Raw genomic sequence first — 14928 nt, 5'->3', positions numbered from 1 at the left:
GACCGGCTGGGGAAAACGGCTCGATAAAAGAAAAGATTACCTTAGAGAGACTGTGGTTGGGTACAACCGAGATCCGCAAAAAGTGGCGGAGCGGTGGTTAATTAGGCGATAGCCAGAACCAGTCGCTGGGCAAAGAAAATTACCATCACCAGAAGCGTCCAACCTAGGTCGAAAGCAATGGCGCCCATTCGAATTGGTGGGATGAATCGACGAACGAAGTTAAGCGGCACGTCGGTAATCGTCATAATGATCTCGAGCAGGACCAAGACCATTCCCTTTGGTCGCCAACTTGGGTTTACTGATCTGACCAGGTCTACGGCCAAACGACCCAAAAGGGCAAGAAAAAGGATCTGCAGCAGCCACCAAAGAACGACTGAAAGCAGACCCATTTCTCGAACCTAAACTATCTAAAACTAAGGACGAACGATTAGGTCGTCGCCGGTTTCGGCCTGACCCTGTTCTTCGTCATTAACAGCAACGTGGTTTGGGGTAAGCAGGAAAACCTTTGGAGTTACACGCTTTAGGTGACCCTCTAGGCCTTCTTTTAGACCGAGCATGAAGTCGAGCATGCGCTTTGAGTCAGCCTCAGACATGTTGCTCATGTTTACGATTACTGGGATACCGACACGGTAGTTCTCGGCAACCTCAGGAGCCTCTGAGTAAGAGCGTGGCTCCATGGTGAAAATCTCGTTGACGTCGGTGTTTCCACGACGTGGGCGCATCGGGGTAACACGTGCTACCTGACGCTGTTCGCCGGCAGGAACTGCTGCCGGACGCGCTGGAAGAGCCTCGGTCTCGTCAGCAAGACCAAGCCATCCTGAAACCTGTGAAATTAGACCAGCCATAATTACCCTCCTGCGGATTACTTCTACTCCAGAATATGGCTAGTACTGCCTTTTTCCGGTAATGGCGCTGCCAACCCGAACGTGTGTCGCGCCAAAGGCAATCGCTTCTTCAAAATCCTCTGACATTCCAGCAGAAATAAATTTCGCTGACGGTTGAATAGTCTGCAGCTTTTGGGATGCCCGACGAATGGTTTCGAAATCTTGGGCCGGTGGTCGATCCAGGGCCGCGACACCCATGACTCCCAGCAGCACAACATTTGGAGAAGATAGGACCCGGTTGGCAAATTCTTCAAGTCTCGCAGGCTGAATTCCCCCGCGCCCGGGGTCATCGGTTAGGTTCAACTGAATGAATACCTGCACCGGCTCGGGCAAATCAATAGCAGCCTTGGCAACTGCCGTAAGCAGTGATTCACGGTCAAGAGAATGCAGGACTTTGGCATAGGAAAGCGCCGACTTTGCCTTGTTGCTCTGCAATTGCCCGACAAAATGCCAGGTTATTCCCTCAATACCAGCGGCTGAAACCTCTTCAGATTTTGGCCTTGCCTCTTGATCGCGATTTTCACCAAAATTTCGGGCGCCCATCGCAGCCAAATCAACCACCATAGAAGCCGGGTGATTTTTGGAAATAACCACTAATTCGACTTCGCTCGAATCCCTGCCTGCAGACAAAGCAGCAGACTCAATCCGCGACACTACATCGAAGTAGCGATCACGAAGTGAGGCGCCAGACTGACTCAATTTTTAGCGCAGGAACTCAGGAATGTCTAGGTCGTCGCCCCAGGTTCCGTCATTTGACTGCGGCTGAGCCACGCTGGTTGATTCTTCAGAGCGAGCTTCTGCTGAGGTAGCAACTGAAGTGGCTTCGACTGCGTCGACCTCGGCGTCTTGAGTCACAACTGAAATGGCCTCGGTTGCCGGTGCAGGGTTTGATGCAAACCAGCCTCCAGCTGCCGCAGCAGGAGCGGCAGAGTAGGGCTTGCGCTCAACCTTGCGCACCTGCGGGGTGCCGCCATCAAAACCAGCCGCGATAACAGTAATGCGGACTTCATCGCCGAGAGTGTCATCGATGGTCGTACCGTAAATGATGTTGGCTTCAGGGCTCACGGCCTCTTGGACCAGTCGAGCGGCCTCATCGATCTCGTGAAGACCGAGGTCTGATGCTCCCTGAACCAAAAGCAGGACGCCGTGTGCGCCATCGATGCTGGCCTCTAGCAGCGGGCTAGATACAGCCAGCTCAGCCGCACGAACAGCGCGGTCCTCACCCTTGGCGGTACCAATACCCATCAGCGCTGAACCAGCGCCCTTCATGACCGATTTAACGTCGGCGAAGTCGAGGTTAATCAGACCCGGAGTGGTGATCAGGTCGGTGATGCCCTGAACACCAGCACGAAGAACGTCATCGGCGGTGGCAAATGCCTCGACGACCGAAACAGTCTTGTTGACGAGCTCGAGCAGACGCTGGTTTGGAACGACAATTAGGGTGTCAACTTCACCACGGAGCACATCAATGCCCTGGTCGGCCTGCTGGGCACGACGCTTGCCTTCAAAACCAAATGGACGGGTAACAACACCCACGGTCAGCGCTTCAAGAGACTTTGCAATGCGGGCAACCACTGGAGCGGCACCGGTACCGGTACCACCGCCTTCACCGGCAGTGACGAAAACCATGTCGGCGCCCTTGAGGGCGGCTTCGATTTCATCGGCGTGGTCTTCGGCCGCACGACGGCCGATCTCTGGGTCAGCACCCGCACCTAGACCGCGAGTCAGTTCGCGACCTATGTCGAGCTTCACGTGTGCCTCACTCATCAAAAGCGCTTGGGCATCGGTGTTAATGGCTACGAACTCAACACCACGAAGGCCAGCATCAATCATGCGGTTTAGTGCGTTTACACCGCCGCCGCCGACGCCAACAACCTTGATAACTGCTAGGTAGTTCTGATTTAGACCCACGATAATCCTCTGCTTCCGCTTTTTATGCTTCAACCCCAAACCCTCAACCTCTACATGAGGCTTACGGTTTTACCGATTTAATGCATTGCGCCAAGAAAGTAAGCCGTAAGCGAAGGAGATTGTCGGAACTTCGTAGGCGTGTCTAAAAGTTTCCGTAACGCACTGCCGGTGCGTTCGGTGAGGACACGTCAAAGGTGACCATGTCGTTCTTCTTTTGGTTCTTGATTAGGGCAGCTAGCACCTTAGATTTCAGCACCGAGTTGGAGCCATCGCCCCAAATAATTCGCTGCCCGGAATACCCACGCAACCGCATGGTGACGTCATCCTTTGACTTGGCATCAATCGAGGCCAACCGCTCGAGCAGGCTGGCTGGGAGCGCCATTAGCACGTCAATTGCCGCCGCAAAGTTTTTACTGTTTTCTGGAAGTCCAGCGATGGCCATTTCGGGGTACTTGTCTTTACTCGTAGCCTTACCAACACGAACTCCAGCCGGGTCGTAGAGGTACTTCACTCCCCCGGATTCAATGATCACAATCGGTTGACGCTCGGTGATTTGAATTTTTAGACCGTGAGGAGGAAGGCTCACAATCGCGAAACTCTCAATCAGGGGAAACTTTTCGAGCAGGCTCGCAATTTCAGCTGAATTAACCGTCGGAAGCGGCTTACCAATCTGACTCTTGAGGGCCTTTTGAACCGACTCTTGCTTGATCCGATCGGTACCAGAGATAGTAATTTTTTCAACCGCAAGAACGGGAGTGACCACGGTAGCCAAAACAATTAGCAACAACGATGAAAACGCTGACACCACGGTGATTGTGATGGCACGACGACGACGCGAGTAAGCGGTGAATCGTTTTGCTTCGGCAGAGAGTTTGGCGCTTAGCCCGCGCTTAGACGAAGACTTGCGCACCAGGTTGAGGCGTTTAGTTTCGCGACGTTCGATAGCCTTTGTCGGTCTTGATGTTTTGGTCGACTTGGCAACTTTTGCTGCCTTGGTTGGCTTGGCCGCCTTTGACGCAGAATCTGCCCTCGCCGGTGCGCTCGGCAACCCCGTTGGCCTTGCCTTCGGATTGCCGGAACGTGCTTGGGGGCGCTTCACGAAACTACTTCTTTAACTCTTCCAACAGCTCTGGGCACATCCGGTAAATGTCACCGCAACCCATGGTCATGATGAAGTCACCGTCTTTGGCAATCGAAGCCGCCACGGCTGGAACGTCATCCCACTCAGGCACGTAGTGAACCTTATTTTTATCGGCGAATCGGTCTGATACCAGTGCGCCCGTCACGCCCGGCTCTGGATCTTCTCGCGCCGCATAGATGTCGAGAACAATTACTTCGTCACTCAGCGAAAGGGCGTCAGCAAACTCCTGTGCCATCAGACGCGTCCGGCTGTATAGGTGAGGCTGAAACACTGTGATGAGTCGACCCTGGTCGCCAAGAACAGCCTTGGCCGCTTTGATGGCGGCAGCTGACTCGGTTGGGTGGTGTGCGTAGTCGTCATAAACGGATACACCGCGAACCTGGCCGTGCAGTTGGAAGCGACGGTCAGTTCCACCAAACTCGGCAATCTGGGCCAGGCTCTTTTCTGCGTCAAAACCAAGGCCAACCAAAACTGCCAACGCGCCGGTTGCGTTGATGGCGTTGTGCTCGCCAGGCACACGCAACGTAGCAGAGTAAATTTGGCCACCGTGTTCAACGCTGAACGAAACCCGAGCGCCACTGGCATCGACATCGAACAATCGGAAATTTGCGTCATCAGCCCGACCGAAAGTCAGCACCCGCTTGTCCTTGATTAGCCGAGTCACTCGCACCGCGCCAGGGTCGTCAGAGCTAATTGCAACAAAATCTCGAGCGCCGCTGGCAAACCTTGCGAATTCGGCCTCAAACGCTTCTTCGGTGCCATAGTGGTCGAGGTGATCGGCGTCCACGTTGGTGATCAAGGCAGCGGCCGTGTTGTAAAGCAAAAATGAACCGTCCGATTCATCGGCTTCGAGAACAAACAGGTTTCCGGTACCGCTGGCTGAGGAAGCATTTAGCGAGGCAATTACGCCGCCATTTACAAAGCTCGGGTCTTCACCCAAGCCCAAAAGCGCTGTGATAATCATTCCGGTACTGGTGGTTTTACCGTGGGCACCGGCAACGGCAATTACATCTCGCTTGGTGGTTAGGTAGGCAAGAGCCTGCGAACGGTGAATCACTGGGATTCCCCGCTCTTTGGCCAGGACATACTCAGGATTAGTCGGCCAAAGCGCAGAAGTCACAACCACGGTGTCTGGGTTACCCAAGTTCGCCGCATCATGCCCGATGGTTATCTCGGCGCCGAGTTCACGCAGTGTGGCTACAGTCGCTGTATCGCGCAAATCGCTGCCCGTGACTCGGTGGCCCATGCCCAACAGGATTCGGGCGATGCCACTCATACCCGAACCACCGATACCGATGAAGTGAACCACTCCAAGGTCTTCGGGTACAGGCTGTGAAAAATCGGGCTTGATCATGCGGTTCCTAACACTCGTCTACAAGACTAGGCTCGAGGCCTGAAAATTGGCTTACAAAACACCGCGAATGAGCGATAGCAACCTGGATGAGCCATCTGCAATTCCAAAAGCCTTGGCCTTTTCGGCCATGCTTCTCAAGAGCTTGGTATTCGACACCATCGGGATAACCTCGCTGGCAACGTATTCCGGAGTGAACTGCGCGTCTTCAACCAGCACGGAACCACCTGCGGTAACGAGACCCTCAACGTTGAAGCGCTGCTCTCCGTTGCCCACCGGGTACGGGATGTATGCAGCCGGCAAACCAACCGCCATAAATTCGCTGACTGTGGAGGCACCTGCGCGTGAAATCGCAAAGTCACTTGCTGAGATGGCTAGGTCCATCCGGTCGCAATATTTCAATCGCACGTAACCCGCTTCGCTGACTTCATCGAGTTCAGATTTGCCACCAACGATGTGCAGCACCTGAATGCCAGCCGCGGCGAGCAGATGTCGTGACTGGTCGAGAGTTTCGTTAATACGCTTGGCCCCGAGAGACCCTCCAGTCACCAAAATTGTGACCGAATCCGGATCTAAACCAAAGTGCTCGCGGGCAGCACGCTTGTCTCGAAATTCTGCGATGGCCTCGATTTCACGGCGTAGCGGCATACCAACTTTGACCGCACCCTTGATCGGTGTCGATTCAAACACCACACCCACGGCAGCGGCACGCTTTGCGCCCAATTTATTTGCCCAACCTGGCAGTGCGTTGGCCTCGTGCACCACAACCGGAACACCCAGGCGTCTGGCAGCCAAATACGCCGGCGCACTGGCATAACCACCAAAGCCAACTACAACATCAATCTTTTTATCGGTGATGATGTTTTCAACCTGCTTGATGGCGCGCAAAAGCTTAGGTACAAACCCAAAAGCGTAACTGCCAAGTCGCCGCGGAAAAGGCAGCCGAGCAATGGTCAGTAATTCGTAGCCGCGTGCCGGCACCAGAGCGCTTTCCAGCCCCTCTTTGGTTCCAAGGGCCCACACCTGGTCGGTCGGCGAATCATATTTGATTTGATCAGCCAGAGCAAGTAGCGGATTCACATGCCCAGCAGTGCCACCGCCAGCCAGCAAAAAATTGGTCATCGGCGACGCCCCGGCTTGCGACGTTCCTGGTACGGATTGGCGTGATTCTCTCGCTCAATTGCCAAAACCACTCCGATTGCACCTAGGTTAGCGACCAACGAGGATCCACCGGCAGAAATCAATGGCAGCGGAACACCAAGTACCGGAAGCAACCTAAGCACTACCGCGATGTTTACCAGAGCCTGGAAAACAATCCAAAGCATGACTGCGGAGACCACGATGCGACTGAAATCATCTTGAGTTCGCTGCATGATTCTGAGGAAGGCAAATGCGAGGAAGACAAACAGAATAATCACGACCAGGGCACCGATTAGGCCGAGTTCCTCAGCGATTACGGCAAAAATGAAGTCGTTCTCAACTTCAGGAATCCAACTCCACTTCATTTTGGATTCGCCCAAACCCGCACCAAAAATTCGACCGGCTGCCAATGCCCACATGCCGTGTTCTGACTGCCAGTTGTATTCAAATGGGTCTGGCGCATTTGGGTTCATCCAAGCAGTGATTCGACCCATTCGGGACCCACTGCCCATTACTGCCAGCGGGAGGGCCCCCGCTGCAAGCACAAGCACAAGGTTGATTAGTTTTTGGGGCATGCCCGCCAAAATAAGCATTCCCACGAAGGTGATGCCCATGATGATCACGGTGCCGAGGTCTCGTCCCAACATCACCAAAGTAGCGGCCGCGCCAGAAATCACCAGGGCACGCACCCAAACTGCACGGTCGTGCAGGTAATCTGCCTGTTGCGCCAAGTAATTAGCCACAAAAAGAATGACCGCGATTTTCAAAAACTCTGATGGTTGAATCGCGAACAAACCAAAGTCAAGCCAGTTTCGGTTTCCGTTAATGTCTTTACCGATGAAGATAACTGCAACCTGTAGGAGCATAGATATGCCGAACAGGAGCTTTGCCTTTGACCGGATAAAACTCGTAGACAGCAAGGATGCCAGAGCCATTACGCCAAGGCCGACCACGGCAAAAAAACTCTGCTTCGCGAACACGCTGAACGAATTGTTGTTGGCTACCAGCGAGTCGATAGATGATGCCGACAGCACCATGACGACTCCGAAGGTAACTAGGAAAAGCGTGACTCCTAGCAGTCGGTAAAAGTGAATCGACTGGGCTCGGAAGACTTTGTCGAACCAGCGAGACGCCAATGAGGCCACACTCGGTGATGCTGCCGAAACTTGGCTGACAGAAGGACGCCTGGCCGGCTTCACCTGAGATTTCTTCATGGTGTCTCCAAGTGTGCTCGCACGGCTTCGGCAAATTGGTTTCCGCGGTCGGCATAGTCTTTGAACTGGTCCATAGATGCGGCAGCTGGTGCCAGCAGCACTACCGAACCGGATTCGGTGAATTTACTTGCCGCGGCGACTACCTGTGGCATTACATCGGTGTTGTCTGCAGAGCTAATTTCAACCACCGGCAGGTTTGGAATCTGGGTCGACAAAACCTCAACGACGTGCGAGCGGTCAACACCAATCACAATGGCAGCGCTCAACCGGTCCGCAAATTTCTTGACTAAATCGTTGAGGTCAACGCCCTTGAGTAAGCCACCCACTACCCAGATGACCTTTTCGAATGAGTTCAATGACGCAGCAGCTGCGTGCGGGTTGGTGGCCTTGGAATCATCGATCCAGCGAATGCCATCCTGTTCAGTAACTAGTTCGATGCGGTGGGCATCAAGACGAAAGTCGAGCAGCGCCGCTCTAACATCTGCCGGATCTATTGCATAAGAACGTGCCATTGCCACGGCAGCAGCAGCATTTGCCATCAGGTGTGGGGTTAGCACACCGATTTTTGACAGGCCGTCCAGCGTGGCAATTTCGAGTGCAGAATTGGCTCGGTCATCAAGGAAAGCGCGGTCACACAGGATGTCCTCGACAAACCCAACCTGACTGCGGCCCGGAGTTCCGGTCGTGAAACCAATTGCTCGGGCACCCTCGTGAACATCAGCGTTTTCTACCATTTTTTCGGTAGCCAAGTCGGCTGTGTTGTAAACACAAGCAACCGCAGTGTTCTCGTACACCTTGGCCTTGGCATCTCGGTAGGCCTCGAATGAGCCGTGCCAGTCAAGGTGATCGTCAGCCAAGTTCAGAACTGCACTTGAATACGGGTGGATTTCACCCAAGTAGTGCAATTGAAAACTCGATAATTCAACGATGAGAGCGTCAAAGCCCTCAGGGTCACGGATGGCATCGAGGATCGGTGTTCCAATATTTCCGCAGGCAATCGCCTTTTTTCCACCGCGGTTTAGCATCGCTTCGACCATCTGGACGGTGGTGGTTTTACCGTTGGTACCAGTGACCACTAACCAATCGGCTACACGTGTGGTTTTATCGCGCACACGCCATGCAAGATCAATGTCTACCCAGATAGGAATGCTTTGCTCGGCCGACCAACTGAGGAGGTCGTGGTCTGGGCGAACGCCGGGCGAAGTAACAACTAATTGAGGTTCGAAATCAATGACCTGTTGCGGAAGCCCTTTGGCGGCTTCACCGGTGATGTGAGTAACACCAATTACATCGAGAATATCGAGTAGCTCTGGGTCAGCTTTTTCGGCCACAACCAAAACCTGACAACCCAATTCGGCAAGGGTGTCAGCTACTGAAAAACCGGTGACTCCGAGACCGAAAACCACAACCCGAAGCCCTCGCCAATCGGCATGCCAACTGTTGAGCTTTTCTAATTCATTCATGTCTAGCCGTAAATCCACTCGAGGTAAAACAGTCCGATGCCACCAAGCACGCAAAGACCAGCGATGATCCAGAATCTGACCACAACGGTAACCTGAGCCCAGCCCTTGAGTTCAAAGTGGTGATGCAGCGGACTCATCAGGAACACTCGCCTACCCGTGCCGGTCTTCCACTTAGTGATCTTAAAGAAGACGCGCTGCACGACTACCGAGCCGGTGACGATGACAAAAATTCCACCGATAAGCAAAAGCAGGAGTTCAGTGCGCGAGAGAATTGCCAGCGCAGCGAGTGCGCCACCCAGACCCAAGGACCCCGTGTCACCCATAAAAATCTGAGCCGGAGAAGTGTTCCACCAGAGGAAACCGGTGAGGGCACCGACGATGGCAGATGCCACCACTGCCAAATCAAGAGGGTCGCGCACGTTGTAGCAGGAGGCAATGTTCTCGACGACCTGACCACAGGCCTGGTTGAACTGCCAGAATCCGATCACAGTGTAGGCACCGATAGCCATAATCGATGAACCGGTAGCAAGACCGTCCAAACCATCGGCGATGTTCACACCATTCGATGCGCTGGCAACCAAGATGTAAATCCAGAGGATAAACAGGATTACGCCGGCTATCGAACCAAACATCATCAGGTCAAGGCCGGTGTCCCGCACCAATGAGATTTGCGTTGAAGCTGGGGTCAATCCGGTTTCGTTCGGAAACTGCAGCGCTAGAACTGCGAATACGGTTGCCACAACACCCTGAAGTGCTATTTTTGCCCAGCCGGTGAGGCCAAGGCTGCGTTGCTTATGAGTCTTGATGAAGTCATCGATAAACCCGACCAGGCCCAAGCCCACAAGCATAAAGAGCACCAAAAGGGCTGAAATGGTAGGCGTTTCAAAGTTGACGAGTTTTCCTACAAAGTAGCCGAGTACAGCCGCAACGATGATGACCACGCCGCCCATGGTTGGGGTGCCGTGCTTAGTGTGGTGTGCCTGTGGGCCATCCTCGCGAATAAATTGGCCCCACTTGAGCTTTCGGAACAACCAAATAAATCCTGGTGTGGCCAATAGGGTAAACGCCATGGCAACGCCACCGGCAAGCAAGATCGCTCTCACGAACTAACCTCCATCAAATCGTCCCCCAGGTGTCTTAGGTTGGCAGATTTGGATGACTTGACCAGCACAATATCGCCAGCCACAAGCATTCCACGAACATGAGCCAAAGCTTCGTCAATTGACTCGAAGTATTTTGACTCGCCGGCCCACGAACCTTCTTGCTCAGCACCCATGTGAATCAGTTTCGCCGGGGCGCCCACAACGATCAGCTGATCGATGTTGAGTCGAACCACGATTCGACCAATTGCATCGTGCTGTTCTCTTGAAGCTGCGCCAAGTTCGGCCATTTCGCCGAGGATGGCAATCGTGCGGCGACCCGAGCGACCCAATTGAGCGAGGGTCTGCAAGCCAGCCTTCATTGAATCCGGGCTCGCGTTATAGGCATCGTTGATTACGGTTACCCCATCGGCCCGATGCCTAACCTCCATGCGCCAGCGCTCGGCAAGCGGCATAGCCTCAAGAGCTCCGATAATTTGAGCCCTAGAAACACCAAGCTGATCAGCCACTGCAGCTGAAGCCAGAGCATTCATGACATGGTGCTCGCCAAGAATCTGAAGCTTTACTTTGCTCAATTCGGCATTTGGCCAGTGCAATTCAAACTCGGTGCCGTCAATGGTCAACGCCTGGCCGGTTGCGCGGTAATCGGCATCTCCTGCAGTTCCGAAAGACAAACGCTTTGCTTCAGATGGCATGTCACGCACGTAGCCGTCGTCAGAATTCAGAATTAGCAAATCATCGGCCGTCAGGCGCGCAGGCAACTCGCCCTTGATTTTTGCAGTGCCTTCAATGCCACCAAACTCACCAACGTGGGCCAATCCAACTTTCAGGACCACAGCGATGTCTGGTTTCGTGATGTCAGTCAAGTAGGCAATGCTGCCTGGCCCACCGGCGCCCAGTTCAACAACCAAATACTTGGTTTCAGCATCTACCTTCAGAATCGAAATGGGAGCGCCAACCTCATTATTGAAAGATTCAATCGGGGCAATGGTCGGGCCCTGGGTCTGCAGAATAGCCCGGAGCATGTTTTTGGTAGTGGTTTTACCGTTCGAACCGGTAATGCCAATTACTTTGAGATCGGATTCCTGGCGCACCTTGGCCAGCACAAAGGCTGCCAGTTGGCCAAGAGCAGCCACCACATCAGTGACTATCAACTGCGGGGTGTCTGAAGCCTCTGCAACAAAATGATCAACCACGGCAGCCACTGCGCCCTTTTGAGCTGCAGCACCGATGAACAGGTGACCGTCAGTAACTTCACCGGGTTTGGCAAAAAATAGGCTCCCGGCGCCCACTAGGCGTGAATCGGTTTCTACCGAACCAGAAACCACTATGTTCGCGGCCGCAGCTGAATCATTGGCCTGAATTAGGGCACCAATAGCACCGGCGACTTCTCGCAGGGTCAGATTAATCATGACCAACCTGATTCTTTGAGTGCTGACCGGGCCTCAGCTCTTGCCGAGTATGGAGTTCTCACTCCCCTGATGTCGCGATAATCCTGGTGGCCAGGACCAGCCCACAGAATCGCGTCACCTGGCTGAGCGAGTGCGACAGCCTTTCGAATAGCTGCTTCAGGAGGGCTCACTTCGTAAATCTCAAGCTCCGGTCGAGCCGCCAGTGCATTCTCGACGAGCGTCTTGCGAATCGAGGCTGGATCTTCAAAACGCGGGTGGTGATCAGTAACGACCAAAACATCGCAACCTTCGGCAGCGACTTTGGCCATTGCTGGCCGCTTGGATGCATCGCGATCCCCGTCAGCACCAAACACCATAAACACTCGCCCCGGCGTCACTTTACGGACAGCCGCGAGTGTATTCAAAAATGCATCTGGGCTATGACCAAAATCTACATATACGTCTGGACCCGATTCACCGGTTACTCGCTCTGTGCGGCCTGGAAGGTAGGCATCTATGCCACCGGCAATTGCCTTTGCAATTCGAGCAGCGTCAAAGCCAGCCTCAACCAACATGGCAATCGCCAGACCTGCATTGGCCGCCATGTGGGCACCAAGAATTGGAATTCGCGAACGGATATTTATGCCATCTGGCCCAGCCAAAACGAAAGAAGTGTATTTCGGGGTCTCAGCCGTGATGGCAACGTGCCAGTCAGCATCCACACCCATCTCGCTGGTGATGGTCACCACCGGTATTTCACTCTTTCTGACAACTTCACGGCCGTATTTGGTGTCTAGGCAAACCACGCCGCGCTTGGCGCGTTGGGTAGAGAACAACGGCAATTTTGCCGCTAGGTATTCATCCATGTCCGCATAGTCATCTAGGTGGTCGTGACTCAAGTTTGTGAAACCAACCACGTCAAAGTGGAGACCATCAACTCTCAACTGCGAGAGGGCCTGCGCAGAAACTTCGACGGCAACGGCAGTAACACCCTTTTCACGCATTCTCGCGATCAGCGCCTGCATTTCAGGTGACTCGGGGGTGGTGAGACGCGAAACAATCACCTCGCCCGCAATGTGCCGTTCGGCAGTCGAAGTTAGACCGGTAGTCTCACCCAGCTGGCGCAAGATTCCCTCGAGTAGGTAGCTGGTCGACGTTTTGCCATTGGTTCCGGTTGTCGCGAACAATAGCGGCATGTTGCCTGGAACATTTCCGTAGACATAAGCTGCCATTTCACCGAGGTGGGCGCGTGGATTCTCTTGAATTAGCACCGGAACATCCATGGAACCAACTTCGGCAACCCCAGCGGCATCGGTGACAACTGCGATAGCGCCAAGCTCAATGGCCTTTGCGATGAACTTGGCACCGTGGGTTTTTTTACCGGGCATGGCAACGAAGAGGTCTCCCGCGCGCAAGTCGCCGGTGTTCATGCTGATGCCGGTCACCTCAACCTCGCGCTGCGGCGCGGTAAGGCCAAAACGCTCGGCGAACGCTGACAAACTGACCGGTGCAACGTGGTCAGGGCGAAGAATCGGAGGAATTTGCTCTTGGGTACTCATCGCTACCATTCTTCAGCAATATTCGGAGATTTCGTGGTTGAAGGCGGTACTCGGTATGTCCGCAAAACCTGCTGCATAATTCGCTTGAACGGTGTCGCCACGGCAAGGGAGTTTCGAATAGTTCGGGTCTTGAATGCAGTCACAGCAACGACATACTCAGGGTCTTCGACCGGACCGGCACCGATGTAAGAAACCGCATAAAGATTGCCGTATCGACCGGTTGCCTCATCGCGAATTTCCGCGGTACCTGTCTTGGCGCCTAGACGGTAGCCCGGAACGTATCCGTAGTGCCCGATCGGACCATGCTCGACAACTTTCTCCATCATCAACATGGTTTCGTTGGCAGCCTCCGGCGAAATTACTTTGACGCCTGGTTTTACCTCTGCCGTTGGAATGTTGCCGCCGTCATCTTCACAACCCTCAACCAAGATTGGGTTCAATCGAACACCCTGGTTTGCGATGGCCTGGTACATCATCGCTGACTGGATAGGCGTGACCGAAATACCCTGGCCAAACATCGAGACATACTGCTTGATTCCGTCCCAGTCTTCAACCGCGTTGAGCAAGCCAGAACCCTCGCCAGGGAAGTTGATCGAGGTTTTCTTACCCAATCCGAATTTCTCGAGGTATTCATAGCGGGTCTTGTAGTCAACAGATGAGCCGATTTTGATGATTCCGGTATTGGAAGAATCGCGCAGAATTCCAGTCAGCGTTAGCTTTTCATTCGGGTGGGAGTGCGAATCGGTCACCACGTAACCGGTTTTTGGCAGCGTGAATGCGTACGGAACGACAGCCTGGGTTTCGGCGTTACCGGCACCGGTGTCGACCACGGTAGCCGCGGTAATCGTCTTCAAAGTTGAACCCGGCTCAAATGCGGTTCGGAAAATTCGTGATCCGCGGTCCTCGGCATCGCTCTTTTCAGGCGCATTCGGGTCAACACTAGGTGCCTCAGCTGCGGCAAGGATTCGACCGGTCTTGGCCTCGATCACAATCGCTGTTCCCCAGTCGGCATTGGTGTTTCTGACCGTGTCAGCCATGACTTGCTGGGCAAAATACTGAAGGTCGGCGTTGATTGTGATCTTGATGTCGCGCCCTGGAACAGCCTCTTTTGTAATCACGGCACTCGATGGAATCTTGATGCCGTCAACGCCCTTTTCGAAGGTCTCGCTTCCATCTTGGCCAGCCAAACACTTTTCATACATTGCCTCGACGCCCTCTACACCGATGCCCTCAGAGTCAAGGAACCCAAGGATGTTGCCGGCTACCGCACCATTTGGATAAAGGCGATCAGGAATTGGGTCGTAGTACATCCAGGGAATATCTAAGTCTCGAATTTTGCGATACATCTCTGCATCTACACGTTTTTTAACTTGAGCGTATTCACCAACGCCAGAGATTTTGGTGAGAACCTCAGCTTTGTCCATTTGGAGAATGATGCCAATCTCGCCGGCGATTTCATCGACAGATACTTCAACGGACTTGCCATCAACGGTGCGACTAACCGGCGCAACCTTGCTTGGGGCAACGTTGATGTCATAGCGAAACACGGTTCGAGCTAAAACCTCACCGTTGGCATCCAGAATTGAACCGCGCAATGCCGGAATGACTCGAGTAACCGCGCGCTTTTCGTAAGACTTTGCGTTGATTGCGTCTGCTTCGATGATTTGAAGATCAACCAACCGAATTCCAAAAACCACTGCAAGCCCTAGAACAAAGGCAACGACTTTCTTGAGTCGTTTGTTAGGGTTCCCAGGCGTCAGATAAACCATCTGCC

13 protein-coding genes are annotated in these 14928 nt (G+C 53.7%); all 13 read right to left on the bottom strand.

Annotated features, from left to right (window positions below; genetic code table 11):
* Positions 1-101: 101 nt before the first annotated feature.
* Complete coding sequence (locus FFA38_RS02595) at positions 102-389, bottom strand: YggT family protein (protein WP_138275257.1); 288 nt, start codon at positions 387-389, stop codon at positions 102-104.
* 24 nt (positions 390-413) lie between these two features.
* Positions 414-845, bottom strand: a complete 432-nt coding sequence (locus tag FFA38_RS02590) for a cell division protein SepF (protein WP_138275256.1) — start codon at positions 843-845, stop codon at positions 414-416.
* A gap of 39 nt (positions 846-884) precedes the next feature.
* Positions 885-1583, bottom strand: coding sequence for a YggS family pyridoxal phosphate-dependent enzyme (locus tag FFA38_RS02585; protein ID WP_253786191.1), 699 nt, complete (start codon positions 1581-1583; stop codon positions 885-887).
* A gap of 3 nt (positions 1584-1586) precedes the next feature.
* Complete coding sequence (ftsZ, locus tag FFA38_RS02580; protein WP_138315437.1) at positions 1587-2795, bottom strand: cell division protein FtsZ; 1209 nt, start codon at positions 2793-2795, stop codon at positions 1587-1589.
* 142 nt (positions 2796-2937) lie between these two features.
* Positions 2938-3894: an FtsQ-type POTRA domain-containing protein gene (locus tag FFA38_RS02575; RefSeq protein ID WP_138275254.1), complete on the bottom strand. Its 957-nt coding sequence runs from the start codon at positions 3892-3894 to the stop codon at positions 2938-2940.
* Between the two features lie 4 nt (positions 3895-3898).
* Positions 3899-5290, bottom strand: a complete 1392-nt coding sequence (murC, locus tag FFA38_RS02570) for a UDP-N-acetylmuramate--L-alanine ligase (protein ID WP_138315436.1) — start codon at positions 5288-5290, stop codon at positions 3899-3901.
* A 51-nt stretch (positions 5291-5341) separates the two neighbouring features.
* On the bottom strand, positions 5342-6409 hold the full coding sequence (locus FFA38_RS02565; protein WP_138315435.1) for a UDP-N-acetylglucosamine--N-acetylmuramyl-(pentapeptide) pyrophosphoryl-undecaprenol N-acetylglucosamine transferase: 1068 nt from the start codon (positions 6407-6409) through the stop codon (positions 5342-5344).
* Positions 6406-7641, bottom strand: a complete 1236-nt coding sequence (gene ftsW, locus FFA38_RS02560) for a putative lipid II flippase FtsW (RefSeq protein ID WP_138315434.1) — start codon at positions 7639-7641, stop codon at positions 6406-6408. The genes FFA38_RS02565 and ftsW overlap by 4 nt, the downstream gene beginning before the upstream one ends.
* Positions 7638-9104 carry a UDP-N-acetylmuramoyl-L-alanine--D-glutamate ligase gene (gene murD, locus FFA38_RS02555; protein WP_138315433.1) on the bottom strand — a complete coding sequence of 489 codons (1467 nt, stop codon included), beginning with the start codon at positions 9102-9104 and terminating at the stop codon, positions 7638-7640. Before murD ends, ftsW begins: the two co-directional genes overlap by 4 nt.
* Positions 9105-9106: 2 nt before the next feature.
* A complete protein-coding gene (gene mraY / locus FFA38_RS02550) occupies positions 9107-10207 on the bottom strand; it encodes a phospho-N-acetylmuramoyl-pentapeptide-transferase (RefSeq protein WP_138275249.1) in 1101 nt (366 codons plus the stop codon).
* Positions 10204-11616, bottom strand: a complete 1413-nt coding sequence (locus tag FFA38_RS02545) for a UDP-N-acetylmuramoyl-tripeptide--D-alanyl-D-alanine ligase (RefSeq protein WP_138315432.1) — start codon at positions 11614-11616, stop codon at positions 10204-10206. The genes mraY and FFA38_RS02545 overlap by 4 nt, the downstream gene beginning before the upstream one ends.
* Positions 11613-13154 carry a Mur ligase family protein gene (locus FFA38_RS02540; protein ID WP_138315431.1) on the bottom strand — a complete coding sequence of 514 codons (1542 nt, stop codon included), beginning with the start codon at positions 13152-13154 and terminating at the stop codon, positions 11613-11615. The genes FFA38_RS02545 and FFA38_RS02540 overlap by 4 nt, the downstream gene beginning before the upstream one ends.
* A gap of 2 nt (positions 13155-13156) precedes the next feature.
* Entirely contained in the window at positions 13157-14923 is a 1767-nt protein-coding gene (locus FFA38_RS02535; RefSeq protein WP_138315430.1) for a peptidoglycan D,D-transpeptidase FtsI family protein, read from the bottom strand.
* Positions 14924-14928 lie beyond the last annotated feature (5 nt).

It is taken from the genome of Rhodoluna limnophila (genome assembly GCF_005845365.1).
GTDB classification, from domain to species: Bacteria; Actinomycetota; Actinomycetes; order Actinomycetales; family Microbacteriaceae; genus Rhodoluna; species Rhodoluna limnophila.
The sequence above is the reverse complement of the archived record's forward strand: the minus strand, read 5'-3'. Positions and strand labels throughout refer to the sequence as shown.

Bases quoted from the DNA above. Each gene is read 5' to 3' on its own strand.
- FFA38_RS02595 (WP_138275257.1), bottom strand. From the start codon at position 389: ATGGGTCTGCTTTCAGTCGTTCTTTGGTGGCTGCTGCAGATCCTTTTT.
- FFA38_RS02590 (WP_138275256.1), bottom strand. From the start codon at position 845: ATGGCTGGTCTAATTTCACAGGTTTCAGGATGGCTTGGTCTTGCTGAC.
- murC (WP_138315436.1), bottom strand. From the start codon at position 5,290: ATGATCAAGCCCGATTTTTCACAGCCTGTACCCGAAGACCTTGGAGTG.
- FFA38_RS02565 (WP_138315435.1), bottom strand. From the start codon at position 6,409: ATGACCAATTTTTTGCTGGCTGGCGGTGGCACTGCTGGGCATGTGAAT.
- ftsW (WP_138315434.1), bottom strand. From the start codon at position 7,641: ATGAAGAAATCTCAGGTGAAGCCGGCCAGGCGTCCTTCTGTCAGCCAA.
- murD (WP_138315433.1), bottom strand. From the start codon at position 9,104: ATGAATGAATTAGAAAAGCTCAACAGTTGGCATGCCGATTGGCGAGGG.
- FFA38_RS02545 (WP_138315432.1), bottom strand. From the start codon at position 11,616: ATGATTAATCTGACCCTGCGAGAAGTCGCCGGTGCTATTGGTGCCCTA.
- FFA38_RS02540 (WP_138315431.1), bottom strand. From the start codon at position 13,154: ATGAGTACCCAAGAGCAAATTCCTCCGATTCTTCGCCCTGACCACGTT.
- FFA38_RS02535 (WP_138315430.1), bottom strand. From the start codon at position 14,923: ATGGTTTATCTGACGCCTGGGAACCCTAACAAACGACTCAAGAAAGTC.